Annotated in this window: 16 protein-coding genes and 1 other RNA gene; 4 read left to right on the top strand and 13 right to left on the bottom strand. The window is 66.8% G+C overall.

Annotated elements, in window-relative coordinates:
• Nucleotides 1-7: 7 nt before the first annotated feature.
• The 3 genes from ABL844_RS09185 to ABL844_RS09175 are packed head-to-tail and all read right to left on the bottom strand — an operon-like array spanning nt 8 to nt 2338.
• Nucleotides 8-547 carry a carboxymuconolactone decarboxylase family protein gene (locus tag ABL844_RS09185; RefSeq protein WP_184635819.1) on the bottom strand — a complete coding sequence of 180 codons (540 nt, stop codon included), beginning with the start codon at nt 545-547 and terminating at the stop codon, nt 8-10.
• The gene (locus ABL844_RS09180) at nt 547-1509 is read right to left on the bottom strand and encodes a Bug family tripartite tricarboxylate transporter substrate binding protein (RefSeq protein ID WP_126024499.1); all 963 of its coding nucleotides are present in this window, start codon (nt 1507-1509) and stop codon (nt 547-549) included. Before ABL844_RS09180 ends, ABL844_RS09185 begins: the two co-directional genes overlap by 1 nt.
• Before the next feature lie 31 nt (nt 1510-1540).
• Complete coding sequence (locus tag ABL844_RS09175; RefSeq protein ID WP_418131049.1) at nt 1541-2338, bottom strand: SDR family NAD(P)-dependent oxidoreductase; 798 nt, start codon at nt 2336-2338, stop codon at nt 1541-1543.
• Nucleotides 2339-2440: 102 nt separating this feature from the next.
• Here ABL844_RS09175 and ABL844_RS09170 point away from each other — a divergent pair, with 102 nt between their 5' ends.
• On the top strand, nt 2441-3361 hold the full coding sequence (locus ABL844_RS09170) for a LysR substrate-binding domain-containing protein (RefSeq protein ID WP_126024497.1): 921 nt from the start codon (nt 2441-2443) through the stop codon (nt 3359-3361).
• A gap of 3 nt (nt 3362-3364) precedes the next feature.
• Here the strand turns inward: ABL844_RS09170 and ABL844_RS09165 are convergent, their stop codons facing one another.
• From ABL844_RS09165 to ABL844_RS09140, 6 genes are all read right to left on the bottom strand, one after another.
• A complete protein-coding gene (locus tag ABL844_RS09165) occupies nt 3365-4348 on the bottom strand; it encodes a Bug family tripartite tricarboxylate transporter substrate binding protein (RefSeq protein WP_418131048.1) in 984 nt (327 codons plus the stop codon).
• Nucleotides 4349-4415: 67 nt separating this feature from the next.
• The gene (locus ABL844_RS09160; protein WP_369659036.1) at nt 4416-5285 is read right to left on the bottom strand and encodes an alpha/beta fold hydrolase; all 870 of its coding nucleotides are present in this window, start codon (nt 5283-5285) and stop codon (nt 4416-4418) included.
• Between the two features lie 243 nt (nt 5286-5528).
• Nucleotides 5529-6866, bottom strand: coding sequence for an MmgE/PrpD family protein (locus ABL844_RS09155; RefSeq protein ID WP_418131047.1), 1338 nt, complete (start codon nt 6864-6866; stop codon nt 5529-5531).
• A gap of 64 nt (nt 6867-6930) precedes the next feature.
• Nucleotides 6931-9039, bottom strand: coding sequence for an acetate--CoA ligase family protein (locus tag ABL844_RS09150; protein ID WP_418131046.1), 2109 nt, complete (start codon nt 9037-9039; stop codon nt 6931-6933).
• A gap of 4 nt (nt 9040-9043) precedes the next feature.
• Nucleotides 9044-9835 carry an enoyl-CoA hydratase/isomerase family protein gene (locus tag ABL844_RS09145; protein WP_418131045.1) on the bottom strand — a complete coding sequence of 264 codons (792 nt, stop codon included), beginning with the start codon at nt 9833-9835 and terminating at the stop codon, nt 9044-9046.
• Between the two features lie 35 nt (nt 9836-9870).
• On the bottom strand, nt 9871-10830 hold the full coding sequence (locus tag ABL844_RS09140) for a tripartite tricarboxylate transporter substrate binding protein (RefSeq protein WP_126024641.1): 960 nt from the start codon (nt 10828-10830) through the stop codon (nt 9871-9873).
• Between the two features lie 194 nt (nt 10831-11024).
• On the opposite strand from ABL844_RS09140, the gene ABL844_RS09135 reads away from it, so the two are divergent.
• Nucleotides 11025-11825 (top strand): IclR family transcriptional regulator, encoded by an 801-nt coding sequence (locus tag ABL844_RS09135; protein WP_418131044.1) that lies wholly within the window; start codon nt 11025-11027, stop codon nt 11823-11825.
• A gap of 207 nt (nt 11826-12032) precedes the next feature.
• Here the strand turns inward: ABL844_RS09135 and ssrA are convergent.
• The 4 genes from ssrA to ompA all read right to left on the bottom strand — a co-directional run bounded on the left by ssrA (nt 12033) and on the right by ompA (nt 14595).
• Nucleotides 12033-12417: a transfer-messenger RNA gene (ssrA, locus tag ABL844_RS09130) on the bottom strand.
• Nucleotides 12418-12431: 14 nt separating this feature from the next.
• A complete protein-coding gene (locus ABL844_RS09125) occupies nt 12432-13100 on the bottom strand; it encodes an HAD family hydrolase (RefSeq protein WP_184635799.1) in 669 nt (222 codons plus the stop codon).
• Nucleotides 13097-13816, bottom strand: coding sequence for a bifunctional 2-polyprenyl-6-hydroxyphenol methylase/3-demethylubiquinol 3-O-methyltransferase UbiG (ubiG, locus tag ABL844_RS09120; RefSeq protein ID WP_126022923.1), 720 nt, complete (start codon nt 13814-13816; stop codon nt 13097-13099). The genes ABL844_RS09125 and ubiG overlap by 4 nt, the downstream gene beginning before the upstream one ends.
• A gap of 128 nt (nt 13817-13944) precedes the next feature.
• Nucleotides 13945-14595, bottom strand: a complete 651-nt coding sequence (gene ompA, locus ABL844_RS09115; protein ID WP_126022922.1) for an outer membrane protein OmpA — start codon at nt 14593-14595, stop codon at nt 13945-13947.
• 224 nt (nt 14596-14819) lie between these two features.
• Between ompA and gyrA the strand changes: the two genes are divergently transcribed.
• Together gyrA and ABL844_RS09105 are read left to right on the top strand one after the other, a co-directional pair.
• Nucleotides 14820-17465 carry a DNA gyrase subunit A gene (gene gyrA / locus ABL844_RS09110; RefSeq protein ID WP_418131043.1) on the top strand — a complete coding sequence of 882 codons (2646 nt, stop codon included), beginning with the start codon at nt 14820-14822 and terminating at the stop codon, nt 17463-17465.
• Nucleotides 17462-18043, top strand: a complete 582-nt coding sequence (locus ABL844_RS09105) for a DUF2059 domain-containing protein (protein ID WP_126022920.1) — start codon at nt 17462-17464, stop codon at nt 18041-18043. Before gyrA ends, ABL844_RS09105 begins: the two co-directional genes overlap by 4 nt.
• Nucleotides 18044-18058 lie beyond the last annotated feature (15 nt).

Here is an 18058-nt window from a genome sequence, read left to right as displayed (position 1 = left end):
GCGGTGTCTAGTGCGAAATGTTCAGCGCCACGAGAAATCGCGACACCATGTTGTAGGCCGCCACGGTGGCGACCACTTCGACCACGGCCGAAGGCTCGAAGCGCGCGTTCAGGCGGTCCATCAGCTCGGTGGGCACCTTGACATCGCGCGTCATCCGATCGGTCAGCGCCAGCAGCAGAAGCTCATCCTGCGTGAAGACCCCTTCAAAGGCGCCTGCGGGATCGGGCGCGCGCAGCGCATCGATCTTCTCCTGCGCGAATCCGGCCTTCAACGCATGCGGCACATGCGCCTCGAACTCGAAGGCCGCCTCGTTGAGCACGGCGACGCGCAGGATGATCATCTCGCGCAGGTCGGCCGGCACCGATGTGCGGTTGCGCACGGCCGTCAGCATCGACTCCCAGCCACTGGCGATGCTCGGGCTGTTGAGCAGCACCTGGTAGAGCAGCGAGATCCGGCCGCGCTCCGAGAGGATGCGGGCCTCGATGCCGGCGAGCTCGGGAACCGTGCCCGGCACCACCAGCGGAACGCGGATGTGGCTCGTGCTCATCATTCGGCCTTGATGTTGCGTGACTTGATCAATGCGGCCCACTTGGCCGTGTCGGCCTTCAGCAGCGCTGCAAGCTCCTGCGGCGTGGATGTCTTCGGCTCGGCGCCACCACGCAGCAGCCGGGCGCTGACATCGGGGTTGGCGATCGCGCTGCGCACGGCCTTGTTCAGCTCCTGCACCACCGCCGGAGACGTCTTCGCCGAGACGAACAGCGCATACCAGTTGTTCGTGTCCACGGCCTTGATGCCCTGCTCGTCGAAGGTCTTGACCTGCGGCAGCGACGGATGGCGCTTGCCCGCCGCGATGCCGATCGCCTTGAGCCGGCCGCCCTGCACGTGCGGCATGATCGCCGCGACGTCGGCGAACACGCCCTTGACCTGACCGCCCATCAGGTCCGTGAAAGCCGGTGCCATGCCTTTGTACGGCACATGCAGGAAGCGTGCGCCGGTGGCTTCCTCGAGCTGAATCAGGGCCAGATGGGGAATGCTGCCGGACCCCGAAGAGGCCATCGGCGTGGACTCCTTGCTGGCCTTGGCCGTCTTCACGAACTCCGCGGCATCCGCTGCAGGGTCCTTCGCGCCGACCACGAGCACTTCCACGTTGTTCGCCACGAGCGAGACCGGCGCGAAGTCGCGCTGGGTGTCATAGGGCGACTTCTCGACCAGCGACGGGTTGATGGCGGCCGCGCCCACGCTGGTGATCCAGATCGTGCTGCCGTCCGCTTCGGAGCGCAGGGTTTCCAATGCACCGAGCGCGCCGTTGGCGCCGGGCTTGTTGTCGACGATGACCGGGCGCTTGAGCTCGCGCCCGAGCTGCTCGGCCAGCGTGCGCGCCACGAAGTCGACCGGGCCGCCCGGGCTGAACGAGGTGACGATGCGGACCGGCTTCCCGCCGGCCTGCGCGAATGCGGCAGATGCCAGCGAAAGCATCGCGGCCGCGGCCAGGACTTGTCTTCTCTTCATTGCTTGTCTCCTTGCTTGCCTTGCGGGCCGCTCAGTCGCAGCGCGCCGTCATGCCGCCGTCCACGACCAGTTCGGTGCCGGTCACGAAGCGGGCTTCGTCGCTCGCGAGGTAGAGCGCCGCGCTCGCCGTGTCGCGGCCGTCGCCCATGAAGCCCAGCGGGATGCGCTTGACGCGCGACGCCAGCAGCGCTTCGATGTCGCCACCGGTGCGCTGCCTGGCCAGGCGTGCCTCGACCATCGGGGTGTGCAGCTGTCCCGGCACCACCGTGTTGACGCGCACCCCGTCGGCCGCATGCTGGACCGCCACCACGCGCGACAGATGGATCACGCCGGCCTTGCTGGCCGCATAGGCCACCTGCGCGCTGCCGGTCCAGCGCAGGCCCGAGGTCGAGGCCACGTTGACGATGGCGCCGCGCTTGCGCTCGATCATGTGCGGCAGCACGTGCTTGCAGGTGAGGAACACGCTCTTGAGGTTGACGTCGACCTGCGTGTCCCAGGCCTCTTCGCTGAGCTGCACCGGGCCGCCCGCGGCCGAGCCGCCGACGTTGTTGATCAGGATGTCGGGCGCGCCATAGGTCTCGATGCAGGCCTCGACCATCGCTTGCACGCTCGCGGAGCTGGTCACGTCGCAGATGCAGGTGGTGATGGATGCCGCGGCGCTGCCAGCGAGCGACAGGGTCTCGGCCAGGCGCTCGGCGTCGCGGTCGACCGCGAGCACCCTGGCGCCCTCCTCCGCGAGCCGCACGGCCATCGCGCGACCGTTGCCCCAGCCTGCGCCCACGCAGCCCGCGCCGGTCACGATCGCGACCTTCGATTCGAATCTCTTCATCGTTGCTCCTCGAGCCCGGCTTCCCCGGGAAAACCTTGAGTCTGGGCCGAACACAAGCAAAGTTAAATCGAATGAGGCCTATATCAGATATGTCTTTGCGCTATGGATCTCAAACAGCTCGAGTACTTCGTCGTCGTGGTCGAGAAAGGCAGCTTCAGCCGCGCCGCGGCCGCCCTGAACCTGGCGCAGCCGAGCATCAGCCGACAGGTCGCATTGCTTGAACAGGAGCTCGGCCAGCGCCTGCTGGAACGCACCGGCCGCGGCGTCACGCCGACGCAGGCGGGCCATGCGCTGCAAGCCCATGCCCGCGTCATGCTCAACGCAGCCGCGCAGGCCCTGTTCGAGATCAAGGAGATGAGCGACGAACCCGCCGGCAAGGTGGTGGTAGGGCTGCCGAACCGGGTAGCCAGCGGCCTGTGCGTGCCGCTCGTGCGGGAGTTCCGCGAACGGCTGCCCAATGCGATGCTGTCGGTGGTGGAAGGGCTGAGCCTCTCGCTGCGCGAGGGCTTGCTGGCCGGGCGCATCGACGTCGGCGTGCTCTTCGACCCTCCGCCAACGCCGTTGCTGAGCTACGAGCCGCTGATGCGCGAGCGGCTGCTGCTCGTCACGCCAGAAGGCTATCGGCTGCCCGAGCGCGTCTCGCTGGCATCCCTTGCCGATTTCCCGCTGATCCTGCCCGCCGTGCCGAACCCCATCCGAAGCCTGGTCGACGCGGTGATGCTGCCGCGCAAGATCAACCTGAACATCGTGGCCGAAGTGGGTGCCGTGCATACGGCGCTGACGGTGGTCGAGGAGGGAATGGCCTGCTCCATCCTGCCCGAGGGCGCGCTCAATCTCAGCGCGCGCCGCGCGAAGGTGCGGGCAGCCCCCATCGGGCCTCCGGCCATGTGGAACAGCCTGGTGCTGGCAATGCCGACCGCGCGGCCCGCCAGCCGCCTCATCCAGGAGACCGCGAGGCTGCTGCGGGCGCTGGACTTTCGCGCGTATCGGCCGGCGGCGCCGATGCCAGCCGGCGAAGAGTGAATCTCAGAAGTCGATACGGATGCCCGCATCCTTCACTGCCTTGCCGATCTTGGCGAGGTCGTCCGCGATCAGCTGCCTGAACTGCGCCGGGCTGGATTTCACGGGTACGAAGGACAGCTCGGCGAACTTGGCCTTCAGTGAAGGCGCATCGACTGCCTTGGCGATCTCGCTGTTGAGCCGGTTCGCGATGTCCGCGGGAAGGTCCGCGGGGCCCCAGATGCCGTACCACGACAGCAGCTCGAAGCCGGGCATGCCCGCCTCGGACAGCGTCGGCACATCCGGCATGGACGGAACACGCACCTTGCTGGTCACCGCGAGCGGACGCAGGCGCCCTCCCTGCACGAAGGGCGCGACGCCGGGCATCGGCGAGATCGCAGCCGAGACGTGGCCGCCGATCACGTCGGTCAGCTGCGGCACGGCGCCCTTGTAGGCAACGATCTCCATCTGCAGGCCCAGTGCGCGGTTGACCATCTCCTCGCTCAGGTGGCTGGTGGTGCCGAGCCCGGAGGTCGCCCAGGTGTACTTGTTCGGATTGGCCTTGGCCAGCCGCACGAACTCGCCGATGGTCTTGGCCGGCACGTCGTTGTTGACGGCGACGATCAGCGGCACGTAGCCGATCTGCCCCACTGGGGTGAAGTCGCGCTGCGCGTCGTAGGTCTTCTTCGCGACGACCAGCGGCAGGTAGGCCTGGCTCGATGCGTTGAACAGCAGCGTGTAGCCGTCGGGCTTGGCTTTCTTCACATGCATCGCCCCCACGAAGCCCGAGGCGCCCGGCGCGTTGTCGATCACGATGGGTTGTCCGAGCTGTCGCTGCAGCTGGTCCGCCACGAGGCGCCCGACGGTGTCGATCGAGCCGCCCGGCGTGTAGGGAATGACCATTCTTATCGGCTTGTTCGGATAGCCCTGCGCATGAGCGAAGGCGCCCACGAGCAGCGCCGCGCCGGCGAGCGCCAGCTTCAGGCCGGAAAGGCTGGATTTCTTGACCATGTTGTCTCCTGGTGTATTGATGTGATTCGAGTGACGCCGCCATGGCTGAGCCGGCTGCCTCGTTGCGCTATGCGCCAGCGCGCGAGCCGTAGACGCGCTGCGCAAACGCTGCGATCGCGTCGGCCATCGCGCGAGGCTGTTCCGGCGCCATCGCGTGGCCCGCGCCACGAACCACCTGCACCGTGACCCGGTCGCCCAGGTAGGGCTTCATCACGCCGGGAATCACCACCGCGTCGTGCTCGGCCTGCAGATCGAGGATGGGCACGTGCTGGCCCGCGGAGAAGTAGTCGTCGACCGGCGTCACGCGCCGAGCGTGGCTTTGCGCCTCGTGCGCCTCGGCACTCCAGCCGTCCAGCCAGACGCGCGGGTCATGGCCCGGGGCGAAGAAGGCACGCCGCAAGCAGTCGATGCGCTGCGCTTCGGACAGGCTCGGGTCGCCCGCGCCGTCGATCGCATCGCGCAGGCGGCCGTACGGCTTCTCCTGCGACCCGGGCGGCAGCTTTCCCGCCGATGCGGCTGCCATCACCACGCCGCGCACGAGGTCCGGGCGGTCCGCGGCCAGCGTGCGTGCTGGCTGGCTGCCCCATGCGTGACCCACCACCACGAGCGGGCCGGTGCACTCGTGGTCCAGCACTGCCGCCACGTCGGCAGCGAAGTCGTGCATGTCCAGCGACTGCATCGGCCCCTGGCTGCGGCCGATGCCGCGCGGCTCCGGACGCAGCACTCGAAAGCCCTCGCGAGCCAGCATGGCCGCGACCTCGTCGTAGTCGCGCCCGGACCGCGCGAGCGAAGGAAGGATGCAGATCGCGGGCCCCTCGCCTTCGTCGGCGTACTCGATGCGGATCTGCGCACCGTCGCGCGCCGAGGGATAGGTGATCAGCTTGCGCGATACGGGGGCATGCGTCGCGGCCTGTGCGGTTGAATCTTTCGTCTCCATGCCTGAAGTCTTTCAGGGGCCGACATCAAGGGTAAGCACATGGCTCCTATAGCAGATATGTTTTTCTGCTATCTAGCCGTGCAATGGCGAAGAAAGTCTGCGGGCCACCGCGTCGCCCCCGCCGTCTGGGTCTCGTGCGTGGAAATCGAGCGCGCAGGCGCGACGGTTCTCCGCGCTGCATGCCTGCAGGCGCGGACCGTCGATACCGAACGCGCGAAGGCGGTGTCGTACGCTGGCAGCCCCTCAGGCCGTCAGCCCCTGCAGCCCATCGGCCTTGTCGAGCGACCAGATGTTGCGCAGCAGGGCCTGCGCACGCTCGGCGCCGATCACCGGCGCAGCGAGCTCCAGGAATTTGTCGTCGAGCTCCGCGTCCGACAGCGGCAGCTCGGGGTCGCCCTTGCGGTCAGGCTGCAGCCAGGCGTGGCGCTGGCCATCGTTCGTCTCGATCTCGACGCGGGCCGAGCGCCGGCCCGGGAAGGCCGCATCTATCTCCGGATCGACCACGGCCGTGATGCGCGCCATCATCGCGCGCGCGTCGGCATCGGCCAGCCGCTCGGGCGTGTAGGCCGCAAGGCGGACGCTGCCGTGCACCAGCGCGGTCGCCACCACGAAGCGCATGCTGAAGCGGGCCTCGTTCTCGGTGCGCGGATCCTCGTAGCAGGCGATGTCCAGCGCCGGGCCGTAGGTGGCCACGTGGACGCGGCGGATGTCCGCGGCCCGCAGACCGTGCCGGCGCGCCAGCTCCAGGGCCCCGTCGATGGCCGCGAAGGTGTGGCCGCAACCGATGTGGTTCTTGAAGGTCAGCCGCTTGATGTGGAAGTCGCGCCCGAGCGTGTCGCCCACCGCCGACCAGTCGGGGCCGTCGCTCATGGCGCGGCCGAAGCCTGCCTCGCCGTCGAGCACGTCGAGCGAACCGGTCACGCCCTGCGCGGCCAGCTGCGCGGCGAGCACGCCGCCCTCGGCGGCCCGGCCCGCATGCAGCGGCTTGGACATCGAATCCATTCGGAAGGCCTGCTGCAGCCCCGCCGCGAAGGTTGCGGCCGTGGCGAGCGCATGGGCGAAGGGCGCGCCGTGCAGCCCGAGGAGGCCGGCGGCGGATGCAGCCGCGCCGAAGGTGCCCATGGTGCCGGTGTTATGCCAGTGGCGATAGTGGGCCCGCCCCATCGTCACGCCGATGCGCGTGGAGACCTCGTAGCCGAGCACCACGCCACGCAGGAAGTCCAGCCCGCTGGCGCCGCGCTCCTGAGCGATTGCGAGCGCCGCCGCCACGGTGGCCGCGCCCGGGTGGTACATGGCGTCGCGGAAGCTGTCGTCCACCTCGGCCGCATGGGCCGCGGTGCCGTTGAGCAGCGCGGCTGCGCGGGCAGGTGCGAGGCCTCCATCGGGCAGGCGTGCACGGCCGCGGCCTAGGTCGTCGGCCAGCAGTGCGCGCAACTGCGGCATCGGTGCGACATCGAGCCCCGGGAACAGCGCGGCATGCCAGTCGATCACCGCGCGCTTGGCGTGGTGAAGCACCTCGTCGTCGAGCCGGGCCTGGCGGAATTCGGTGGCGTAACGGGCGAATGTCTCGGTGGCGTGCATGGGTGTCCGATCGGTTCGAGAAAAGAAAAAAGTTAAGCAGCGGCGAACGCTGCCGGCGCGCCGCTCAGGCCAGCACCACCACCCCATCGGCGGCACGCACGCCCTGCCCCTGCGGCAGCACGAAGACGGGGTTGATCTCGGCCTCGACCAGGCGCTCGCCGAGCTGCGCCGCCATGACCGAGAAGGCGACGATCGCGTCGACCAGCGCTTCGACGTCGGCCTTCGGCCGGCCGCGGAAACCGTCGAGCAGCGGCCAGGTCTTGAGGTCGCGCGCCATCGACAGCGCCTCGGCGCGGCTCAGCGGCTTCAGGCCCTGCACGTCTTGTGCGTCCTGCGCGAGCAGCCGCATGGTGGTGTCCTTGAAGAGCTCGGCCGTCACGCCGCCCATGCCCAGCAGGACGGCCGTGCCCAGTGCGTCGCGGTGCATCCCCAGGATCAGCTCCGTGCCGCCCGCCACCATCTCCTGCACCAGGAAGCGCTGCACATCCGTGCCGGTGCGGCTCTTCACCTCGCTCGCCATGCGGCCGATGCGCTCGCCGATGGTGTCGGCACCCAGCCCGACCGCGACGCCGCCCACGTCGCTCTTGTGCGTGATCTGCGACGACAGGATCTTGAGTACCACTCGCCCGCCAAGCTCGCGCGCGGCGGCTTCGGCCTCGGCGGGCGACGCGACCACGCGTTCCGCGGCGCAGGGCACGCCGAAACGCGAGAACAGCTGCTTGGCCTGCGCCTCGTCGAGCGAGCCGGATGGCAGGTCGCCGGCCTCGACCAGCGGCGGTGCCGCCTCGTCTTGCGCAGGCGCCACGAAGCGCTGCACGCGCAGCATGCCGGCGAGCGCAGCCGTGCAGCTCTCGGCCGCGGTGAAGGCCGGCACGCCGCGCCGCGTGAGCAGCGCGCCCACTTCAGGCGCATGCGGGCTCACATAGGCCATCACCGGCTTGTCGGAGTTGGGCAGGCATTCCTGGATGGCACCGGCCAGCAGCTCGGGCATTGCGAGGCTGGAGGAGCCGACGATGATCACCAGCGCGTCGTAGCTCGGGCTCGCCAGCAGCGCATTGATGGCACCGCGCAGCAGGTCGGGGCGCAGGCCCGCGAGCGTCACGTCGATGGGGTTTCGGTCGAGCACGGCCTCGCTGCCGGTCTGCAGCGCGCGCAGCGCATCGGCGGTGGCCGCGTCGGGCGCGGGCGTGTCGAAGCCTGCCACGCCCAGGTCGTCGGACACCAGCGTGCCGGCGCCGCCGGTGGAGGTGAGGATCGCGACGCGCGCGCCGCGCAGCTTGCGGCCGGTGCACAGCGCTGCCGGAATGTCGAGCAGGTCGGAGAAGCTCTGCGCGCGGATCACGCCAACCTGCCTGAACAGCGCGTCGTACATGCTGTCGGCGCCGGCCATCGCGCCGGTGTGCGACACGGCGGCCTTCGCGCCGGCCTCGGAGCGGCCGATCTTGAAGGCCACCACCGGCTTGCCCATGCGCGCGGCCTTCAGGCAGGCGGCACGGAAGCTGGCGGGGTTGCGCACGGTCTCGACGTACAGCGCGATCACCTTGGTGGCCGGGTCTTCGGCGAGATGATCGATGAAGTCGGCCAGCTCCAGGTCGACCTCGTTGCTGGTGGAGATCAGCTTCGACAGGCCGATGCCGCGTGCCGCGGCGCGCGACAGCAGCGAGCCCAGGATGCCCCCGCTCTGCGAGACCACGCCGATGCCGCCGGCCTGGAACTCGTCCATCTCCAGCGCACCGGACGGCGACAGCACGATGTTGTCGGTGAGGTTGACGAGCCCGATGGTGTTCGGCCCCAGGATGCGCATCGCACCGGCAGCCTCCACCAGCTGCTGCTGGCGACGCGCGCCCTCCTCGCCGGTCTCGGTGTAGCCGCTGGCCAGCACGATGGCGGCGGCGCAGCCGCGCTGCGAGAGCTCCTTCACGGCCAGGTGGGCGCGCTCGGCGCCCAGCAGCACGACTGCGACGTCGGGCACCTCGGGCAGCGAAGCGATGTCGGGGTAGCACGGCAGCTCGCCGATGCGCTCGACCTTCGGGTTCACCGGCATGATGCGCCCCGCGAAGCCGTGTTTCTGCAGGTAGGCCACCGGCCGGCCCGTGGTCTTCTTCGGATCGGCCGAGGCGCCGATGACGGCGACGCTGCGCGGGGAGAGCAGTTTGGCGATGGCTTCGTTCATGGCCTCACTCCTTCGAAGCCGTCTTGGCCAGGAAGGCCTCCACCGACGCGCGGTGCTCGCTGCTGGTGTAGCAGATGCCCTGGGCCTGGCTGCCCTGCGAGAACACGTCGTGCGAGGAGAGCTCGAAGCTCTGGTTCAGGATGGTCTTCGTCAGCGCCAGCGCGGTGGAAGACGCGGACGACAGCTCGCGCGCCCATGCCTGCGCGTCGGCCAGGAGCGTTTCGGCACTCGCCTTGCGATCGACGATGCCCAGGTCAAGGGCTTCGTCCACCTTGACCTGGCGGCCGGTGAAGATCAGCTCCTTGGCCTTGGGCAGGCCCACGCGGCGCGGCAGGAAGTACATGCCGCCGCCATCGGGAATGATGCCGCGCAACACATAGCTCCAGGTGAAGCTGGCCCACTCGCTGGCGATAACGAAGTCGCACGCCATCGCGGTGTCGGCACCCAGCCCCGAGGCCGCGCCGTTGACGGCCGCGATCACCGGCTTGGGCATGGTGTGCAGCAGGGCCTGCACGTGGTGCACGCGCTGCTGGCGGTGCCAGCCGTTGAAGCCGACCTCCCCCGCCGGCGCGTTCATGCGCTTTTGCATGCCGCTGATGTCGCCGCCCGCGCAGAAGCCCTTGCCCGCCCCGGTCAGCACCATCGCCCGGACGCCCTTGTCGGCGGTCACGCGCTCCAGCACGTCGATGAACTCGGTGCGCATGTCGTCGCTCATGGCGTTGCGCTTGTCCGGGCGGTTGAATGTCACGGTCGCGATGGCGTCCGTCACCTGATAGTCGATGAGGGTGTAGGTCATGTTCTTCTTCCTGGGGGCTGGCCGGTGGCTGCCGTTCAATCGGCCTTGATGCCGTTTTCCTTGATCACGCGCGCCCAGCGTTCTTCCTCGGCCCGCACGTAGGTGTCGAGCTCCGCCGGCGGGCCGGCATTGATGACGAGGCCTTCGTGCTCGATCTTTCGCACGAAGTCGGGCGCGCGCGCCGCCTTGCGGGCCGCGGCGTTGAGCCGGTCGATGACTGCCGCCGGCGTGCCGGCGGGCACGTACAGGCCGTACCAGCTCTCCACCACATAGCCCGGCACGCTGGCGGCGATGGCCGGCACGCCCTTGAACGCGGGTGAAGGCTGCGCCGTGGTCACGCCGAGCGCGCGCAGCTTGCCGCTGTCGACGAAGGTGGACACCGCCGCGGCGGTGGCGAACATCATGTCGACCTGGCCGCCGAGCAGGTCGGTGAGCGCCGGACCGGCGCCGCGGTAGGGAATATGCGAGAGCTTGACCTTCGCGAGGTTGGCGAACATCTCGCCGGCCAGGTGGGCGGAGGTGCCCGCGCCCTGCGACGCGAAGGTCAGCTTGGCCGGATTGGCCTTGGCCGCGGCGACCAGGTCGGCCACCGACTTGTAGGGGCTGTCGGGCCGCACCACCAGCACGTTGGGGCCGCGCCCGATGAGGATGACCGGCGCGAAAGCCTTGTTGCTGCCGTACGGAAGCTTGGGCTGCAGGGCCGGATTGACGGCATGGGCGAACGAGGCGACCACCACGCTGTAGCCGTCGGGCGCGCTCTTGGCCACGTTGTCGGTGCCGATCAGCGTTCCGGCGCCAGGCTTGTTGTCGACGATCACGGGCTGGCCGAGATCCTTGGACATTTCGACGCCCAAAGTGCGGGCGATGATGTCGGTACCCCCGCCGGGAGCGAACGGCACCACGAAGCGGATGGGCTTGTCGGGGTAGGCGGCGAATGCCGTACCGAAGGCGAAGAAAGCAGTGAAGCCGAGGAAGAGAAGGAAAAGCGCGCGCATCCTGCGCAAGCCATGAGCAGTCATGATCTGATGTCTCCAGAACCAAGTAGTGAATCCCTGGTGATCGCGGACGTTCTTGGCTACGCCGCAAGTGGGTGCACGGACTTTAGGAGGAAGCACTCCGGTTCGGGGGATGCAATTCCACTGCTTGGAATTTCCCTGCGATGATCCAGGCTCTTCTCTCATCCAGTGCCATGACTGATCAAGCCCGCTTCTTCCTCGATCACAAGCCAGGACGGTCACCCGCGAACCGCTCGCTGGAGCGGGGCGTGGAGATTCTTCGCGCGTTCCGCCCCGGCTCGGAGCTGCTGGGCAACGGCGAACTGGCCGAGCGCACGGGCCTGTCCAAGGCCACGGTGAGCAGGCTCACGCAAACCCTGGTCGGCAGCGGGATGCTGCAGCTCGACAAGGCCGAGCGTGCGTATCGGCTGGCGCCCGCGGTCCTGAGCCTCTCCCATGCGATGCGCACCGCATCGCGCGTGCTGCAGGCAGCGGCTCCGCGCATGCTCGAATTGGCCCGGCAGCGCCATATCAACGTGGGGCTGGCGGCACCCGACCGGGACGAGATGGTCTACCTGGAGTCGATTCGCTACGCCAGGCGCGCCGCGCTTCGCCACGTGGTTTCCGGCCAGCGCGTGCCGATGGAGCTCACCTCGCTGGGACGCGCATACCTGGCCGCACTCACGCCGCAGCACCGGACCCAGCTCATGCGGCTTCTTTCAAAACGACGCGTCAAGTGGAAAGGCATCGAGTCCGAGATCAGGAAAGCGTGCACCGACGTCCGCACGCGAGGCTTCTGCGCCGCGGCCTGGCAGCCCGAGGTGGTTGCGCTGGCTACACCGCTGGAGGTGGAAGGCAGCATCTACGTGTTGAATATCAGCCTTTCGACACAGGAGTCGATCGAGGCAATCGCACAGGACCTCGGACCGCCGCTGCTCGCCCTGGCGCAGGCTGTACGCCACGAACTCGCGGTGCGAGAGCCCAGGTCTGAGTGAACTGACCATTCGTGGACCGAACTATCCCGGATCGATTCGGAACAATCGGGAAAGCAGATAGAAACATGGGTGCGCAACGGCTGTTTGCGCTGGTCGGAATGACCAATACCCTGAGGACTCCGCCGGGTGCCACTGGGGTGCCAGCAGGCGATTTCCCAATGAAAAAGGGCGTTCACCGATTTCAGTGAACGCCCTCGGACGTTATGTTGGTGGAGCTGGGGGGATTTGAACCCCCGTCCGCAAGCCTTCATCGCGCAGTTCTACATGTTTAGTGATCTGTTTTGAATCTCGCTTCCGGAGTCGCGCAGTCACACGCTAAACCGGACGCCAGCACCCTATTTTCTCGCCCCGACCCAAGGTACCCGGATCGGAGCCAGCCCATGTAGTTATCCTTGCAGCCGGGAGGTCAGGATTGCTCCAGACCCCCTTGCCCAGCCCATCGGCCAACTGTTGCAAGGCTCACTGGCAATTAAGCAGCGAGTGCGAAACGTTCGTCGTTTGCAGTTAGTTTGTTTGAATCTGTTTTACGAGCGCATTCAGCTCGACATGCCCCGCTGCGACTCCGAACCCACGTCGAAACCAGTGCAGCCCCAAGGAAAGGGTATTTTAGGCGCTATCGAGCAACTTCAAGAGCTCGAGGGGTGAAGTTATCGAAGCATCGGCTTCCCAGAGCGTCGAATCGGCCTGGGTGCCCATATAGCCGTATGTCGCAGCGACCGTGCGCATGCCCGCTGCACGGCCCGCGATGATGTCGCGCTCGTCGTCGCCCACGTAGATGCACGATTCGGAAGGCACCCCGAGCCGACGCGCCGCCTCATGCAGGGGCTCGGGATGCGGCTTGGCGAACGGCGTGGTGTCGCCGCTCACCACGGCGCCCGCGCTCCCGAAGAGCGGAATGGCCCGCGTCAGCGGATCGGTGAAACGCATCGACTTGTTGGTGACGACACCCCACAGGAGCCCGCGCTCGCGCAGTGCCTCGATCAGCGCCTGGATGCCGTCGAACACCTGGGTATTGAGCAGCATGCGGCGCTCATAGGCCACGAAGAACTCTTCGCGCAACCCGGGGAACTCCGGCGACTCCGGCGTGATGCCGAACGCCACACCAAGCATGCCGCGCGCGCCCGCCCCGGCCATGGGACGGTAGCGCTCCAGCGGGAGAGAGTCGAGGCCGCGATCGGTGCGCATCTTGTCGGCAGCGGCCCCCAGGTCGGGGGCGCTGTCGATCAACGTGCCGTCGAGGTCGAACAGCACGGCCTTTGTCTCGACGCCCATCATCCTTGCGGTCCCGGCTTCTGCGTGGCGAACATGTAGTTGACGCTCGTGTCGTCGCTGAGCCAGTAGCGCCGGGTCAGGGGGTTGTGCTCCAGCCCGCGGGTGTGCCGCAGATCGAGGCCGGCCGCACGGCAGTAGCCGGCCAGTTCGCTGGGCCGGATCAGTTTTGCATATTCATGGGTGCCACGCGGCAGCATGCCGAGCACGTACTCCGCGCCCACGATCGCCAGCATGAAGGCCTTCAGGTTGCGGTTGATCGTCGAGAAGAACACCCATCCGCCGGGTTTCACAAGAGAGGCGCAGGCCTGGATCACCGAGGCCGGCTGCGGCACATGCTCGAGCATTTCCATGCAGGTGACGACGTCGAAACTCCCGGGCTGTTCCGCAGCCAGTGCTTCGGCGCTGATCTCGCGGTACTTCACGCCCTTGGTGCCGGCCTCGAGGGCGTGCAGCTGCGCCACCTTGAGCGCCCTGCCTGCGAGGTCGATTCCCAGGACCTCGGCCCCCTTGCGGGCCATCGAATCGGCCAGAATGCCGCCGCCGCAACCAATATCCAGCACGCGACGTTGCGAAATTGGAGCAATACCGTCAATCCATTCCAAGCGCAATGGATTGATTTCATGCAGCGGGCGAAATTCGCTTTCCAAATCCCACCAGCGGTGAGCGAGCTCTGAAAACTTGGCCAGTTCGGCCGGATCCGCATTCAGGTTTTCTGTCATGAAGCGATTATGAAACGAGCGATGCCCGTTAAACATCGGTCAGCCTTTACCGAAGATCAATCGCGAATTCGGCGGCCATAAAAAAACCCCGCCGAAGCGGGGTTTCATTGTCGATGGGAATCGATCGATTAGTTGGCGCGGGTGCCGACCACTTCGATTTCCACGCGACGGTTCTTGGCGCGGCCTTCCTTGGTGCGGTTGTCAGCCACAGGCTGCTTCTTGCCCTTGCCTTCGGTGTAGACGCGGTTGCGTTCGATGCCCTTCGAGACCAGGAAGGCCTTGACGGCTTCGGCGCGGCGCACCGACAGACGCTGGTTGTAGGCGTCGGTACCGATCGAGTCGGTGTGGCCGACAGCGATGATGACTTCCAGGTTGACGCCACGGATCTTCTCGACCAGGTCGGTCAGCTTGGCGCGGCCTTCGGGCTTCAGAACCGACTTGTCGAAGTCGAAGAAGGCGTCAGCAGCGAAGGTCACCTTCGAAGCGGCGACTTGTGCAGCGGGCGGGGGGGTCGGGGCGCCGGGGGTGGGAGCCACGGCAGCGGGAGCCGCAGGAACCAGAGCACCGTCGCAACCGGCGGCAGCCGTAGCAGGCGTCCAGTTGGCATCGCGCCAGCACAGTTCATTCGTGCCGTTCTTCCAAACCAGTTCGCCGGTGCCGTTTTGCCAGTTGTCGATCGTAGGACCGCCGTCCGCAGCGGTGACACGGGTCTGCGCGCCGGCGGCAGTGGCGAGCGCAGCGACTGCAAACATCATCGCCACTTTATTCAGTTTCTTCATGGTTCTCCTCTTGGGGAAAAAGCCGCAGCCGCGCTGCGAATCAAGGACGCTTTAAGTGACCACCACCCAAAACGTTGAGGCGATTGTGCCATAGGGTCTTTGGCAAACAGCCCGCAGGACGGCCCGGAAACGTAGGACGGAGGCGGAATAGGCGCCTTGTGTTGCGGCGGTGCGACACCCCTCACAGCGTAAAATTTCGCCTTCCTGCCGCCAGCCCCTTGCTCATGACCTCGTTCGCAAAAGAAACCCTGCCCATCAGTCTCGAAGAGGAAATGCGCAGCAGCTATCTCGATTACGCCATGAGCGTGATCGTGGGCCGAGCGCTTCCCGATGCCCGTGACGGCCTCAAGCCGGTGCACCGCCGCGTGCTCTACGCGATGCACGAGCTCAACAACGACTGGAACCGCCCGTACAAGAAGTCCGCCCGTATCGTCGGCGACGTGATCGGTAAGTACCACCCGCACGGCGACCAGTCGGTCTACGACACCATCGTGCGCCTGGCCCAGGACTTCTCGATGCGCCACATGCTGGTCGACGGCCAGGGCAACTTCGGGTCCGTCGATGGAGACAACGCGGCCGCAATGCGGTATACGGAAATCCGGCTGGCCAAAATTGCGCACGAAATGCTGGCCGATATCGACAAGGAAACCGTCGACTTCCAAGACAATTACGACGGCTCCGAAAAAGAGCCCAAGGTGTTGCCGAGCCAGCTGCCGAATTTGCTGGTCAACGGCTCCGGCGGTATTGCGGTCGGCATGGCCACGAATATCCCGCCGCACAACCTGAACGAGGTCGTGGACGCCTGCCTGTACCTGCTGCGCAACCCGCAGGCCAGCATCGACGAGCTGATGGAGATCGTTCCCGCCCCCGACTTCCCGACCGCCGGCATCATCTACGGCATCAACGGCGTGAAGGACGGCTACCGCACCGGCCGCGGCAAGGTCGTGATGCGCGCCAAGTGCCACTTCGAGGACATCGACCGCGGCCAGCGCCAGGCGATCATCGTCGACGAGCTCCCCTACCAGGTCAACAAGAAGACGCTGCAGGAGCGCATGGCCGAGCTGGTGCACGAGAAGAAGATCGAGGGCATCAGCCACATCCAGGACGAGTCCGACAAGTCGGGCATGCGCCTGGTCATCGAGCTCAAGCGCGGCGAAGTGCCCGAGGTGGTGCTCAACAACCTCTACAAGCAGACCCAGCTGCAGGACACCTTCGGCATCAACATGGTTGCGCTGGTCGACGGCCAGCCGAAGCTGTGCAACCTGAAGGACCTGATCGAGGTCTTCCTGCAGCACCGCCGCGAGGTGGTCACTCGCCGCACGGTCTTCAACCTGCGCAAGGCCCGCGAGCGCGGCCATGTGCTCGAAGGCCTGGCGGTGGCGCTGGCGAACATCGACGAGTTCATCCGCATCATCCGCGAGTCGCCAACGCCGCCCGTGGCCAAGGCCGAACTCATGACGCGCAGCTGGGACAGCAAGCTGGTGCGCGAGATGCTCACGCGCACGCGCGCAGACGGCGGCGTGGCCAATGCCGACGACTACCGCCCCGAGGGCCTCGAGCGCGAGTTCGGCATGGGCAACGATGGCCTCTACCGCCTGTCGGAAACGCAGGCCCAGGAAATCCTGCAGATGCGCCTGCAGCGCCTGACCGGCCTCGAGCAGGACAAGATCGTTGCCGAGTACAAGGAAGTCATGGCCGAGATCGACGACCTGCTCGACATCCTGGCCAAGCCCGAGCGCGTCTCGACCATCATCGGCGACGAACTCGGCACCCTCAAGCAGGAGTTCGGCCAGTCGAAGATCGGTGCGCGCCGCAGCCAGGTGGAGCACAGCGCCTACGACCTCTCGACCGAAGACCTGATCACGCCGACAGACATGGTGGTCACGCTCTCTCACAGCGGCTACATCAAGAGCCAGCCGCTGGGCGAGTACCGCGCGCAGAAGCGCGGCGGCCGCGGCAAGCAGGCCACCACCACCAAGGATGACGACTGGATCGACCAGCTCTTCATCGCCAACACGCACGACTACATCCTGTGCTTCTCCAACCGCGGCCGGCTGTACTGGCTCAAGGTGTGGGAAGTGCCGGCGGGTTCGCGCGGCTCGCGCGGGCGCCCGATCGTCAACATGTTCCCGCTGCAGGAAGGCGAGAAGATCAACGTCGCGCTGGCGCTGACCGGCGACAAGCGCAACTTCCCGGCCGACCAGTACGTGTTCATGGCCACCTCGATGGGCACGGTAAAGAAGACCGCGCTCGACGAGTTCAGCAACCCGCGCAAGGGCGGCATCATCGCCGTGAACCTCGACGAGGGCGACTACCTGATCGGGGCCGCGCTCACCGACGGCAAGCATGACGTGATGCTCTTCAGCGACGGCGGCAAGGCCGTGCGCTTCGACGAGGAAGATGTCCGCCCGCTGGGCCGCAATGCCCGTGGCGTGCGCGGCATGTCGCTCGAGGCCGGACAGGGCGTGATCGCGATGCTGGTGGCCGAGGACGAGCAGCAGAGCGTGCTCACAGCCACCGAAAATGGTTACGGAAAGCGAACAAGCATTACCGAATACACCCGCCATGGCCGGGGAACCAAGGGCATGATCGCGATTCAACAGAGTGAGCGCAACGGCAAGGTCGTTGCCGCCACTCTCGTTCATGCGGATGATGAGATCATGCTCATCACCGACAAGGGCGTGCTGGTGCGCACCCGGGTGGCCGAGATTCGTGAAATGGGTCGCGCGACGCAAGGCGTTACGCTGATCGGTCTCGACGAAGGCGCCAAACTCAGCGGGCTACAACGTATCGTCGAAAACGACGCGAACGGCGAAACCGAGCCTGACGCAGACGATACTTCCTCATCTTCAACGGAGAATCCTCAGTGAAAAAAATCAAACTCGCACTTCTGACGGTCGCCCTGGCAAGCAGCTCGATGGCCGCCATGGCCCAGGACAAGGCCACGCTCATCAAGCAGTTCATCGACATCCAGCGCCCCGGCATCGAATCGCTGGCTCGTGGCCTGGTCGAGCAATCGAGCGCCCCGATCGCACAGGCGGGTTCGCAGTACCTGCAGACGCAGGTGCCTGAAGCCAAGCGCGAAGCAGCCGCCAAGGCAGCCGACGCCGAGCTGAAGAAGTACTTCGACGAGACCTACCCCATCGTGCGCGACAAGGCCGTGCAGCTGGCACCGGGCGCCCTGACCCCGCTGATGGAGCAGAACTTCAGCGAAGACGAACTGAAGCAGCTGCTGGCCTGGATCAACTCGCCCCTGAGCAAGAAGTACCAGGAACTGAACCCCAAGATGCAGACCGCCCTGACGGAAAAGCTCGTGTCCGAAACGCGCTCTTCGGTCGAGCCCAAGATGCAGGCGCTCGACACCGCCGTCGCCAAGGCACTCGGCGCCCCCACCGACGGTGGCGCAGCCCCTGCCAAGGCACCTGCCAAGGCCCCAGCCAAGAAGTAAGAGAAACGTGACCCA

The sequence above is a fragment of the Variovorax sp. 278MFTsu5.1 genome (assembly GCF_048305045.1).
GTDB lineage: Bacteria > Pseudomonadota > Gammaproteobacteria > Burkholderiales > Burkholderiaceae_C > Variovorax > Variovorax guangxiensis.
The sequence above is the reverse complement of the archived record's forward strand: the minus strand, read 5'-3'. Positions and strand labels throughout refer to the sequence as shown.

Excerpts from the sequence above, each read along its gene's own strand:
- ABL844_RS09185 (WP_184635819.1), bottom strand. The coding sequence starts at position 547 with ATGAGCACGAGCCACATCCGCGTTCCGCTGGTGGTGCCGGGCACGGTT.
- ABL844_RS09180 (WP_126024499.1), bottom strand. The coding sequence starts at position 1,509 with ATGAAGAGAAGACAAGTCCTGGCCGCGGCCGCGATGCTTTCGCTGGCA.
- ABL844_RS09175 (WP_418131049.1), bottom strand. The coding sequence starts at position 2,338 with ATGAAGAGATTCGAATCGAAGGTCGCGATCGTGACCGGCGCGGGCTGC.
- ABL844_RS09170 (WP_126024497.1), top strand. The coding sequence starts at position 2,441 with ATGGATCTCAAACAGCTCGAGTACTTCGTCGTCGTGGTCGAGAAAGGC.
- ABL844_RS09165 (WP_418131048.1), bottom strand. The coding sequence starts at position 4,348 with ATGGTCAAGAAATCCAGCCTTTCCGGCCTGAAGCTGGCGCTCGCCGGC.
- ABL844_RS09160 (WP_369659036.1), bottom strand. The coding sequence starts at position 5,285 with ATGGAGACGAAAGATTCAACCGCACAGGCCGCGACGCATGCCCCCGTA.
- ABL844_RS09155 (WP_418131047.1), bottom strand. The coding sequence starts at position 6,866 with ATGCACGCCACCGAGACATTCGCCCGTTACGCCACCGAATTCCGCCAG.
- ABL844_RS09150 (WP_418131046.1), bottom strand. The coding sequence starts at position 9,039 with ATGAACGAAGCCATCGCCAAACTGCTCTCCCCGCGCAGCGTCGCCGTC.
- ABL844_RS09145 (WP_418131045.1), bottom strand. The coding sequence starts at position 9,835 with ATGACCTACACCCTCATCGACTATCAGGTGACGGACGCCATCGCGACC.
- ABL844_RS09140 (WP_126024641.1), bottom strand. The coding sequence starts at position 10,830 with ATGCGCGCGCTTTTCCTTCTCTTCCTCGGCTTCACTGCTTTCTTCGCC.
- ABL844_RS09135 (WP_418131044.1), top strand. The coding sequence starts at position 11,025 with ATGACTGATCAAGCCCGCTTCTTCCTCGATCACAAGCCAGGACGGTCA.
- ABL844_RS09125 (WP_184635799.1), bottom strand. The coding sequence starts at position 13,100 with ATGATGGGCGTCGAGACAAAGGCCGTGCTGTTCGACCTCGACGGCACG.
- ubiG (WP_126022923.1), bottom strand. The coding sequence starts at position 13,816 with ATGACAGAAAACCTGAATGCGGATCCGGCCGAACTGGCCAAGTTTTCA.
- ompA (WP_126022922.1), bottom strand. The coding sequence starts at position 14,595 with ATGAAGAAACTGAATAAAGTGGCGATGATGTTTGCAGTCGCTGCGCTC.
- gyrA (WP_418131043.1), top strand. The coding sequence starts at position 14,820 with ATGACCTCGTTCGCAAAAGAAACCCTGCCCATCAGTCTCGAAGAGGAA.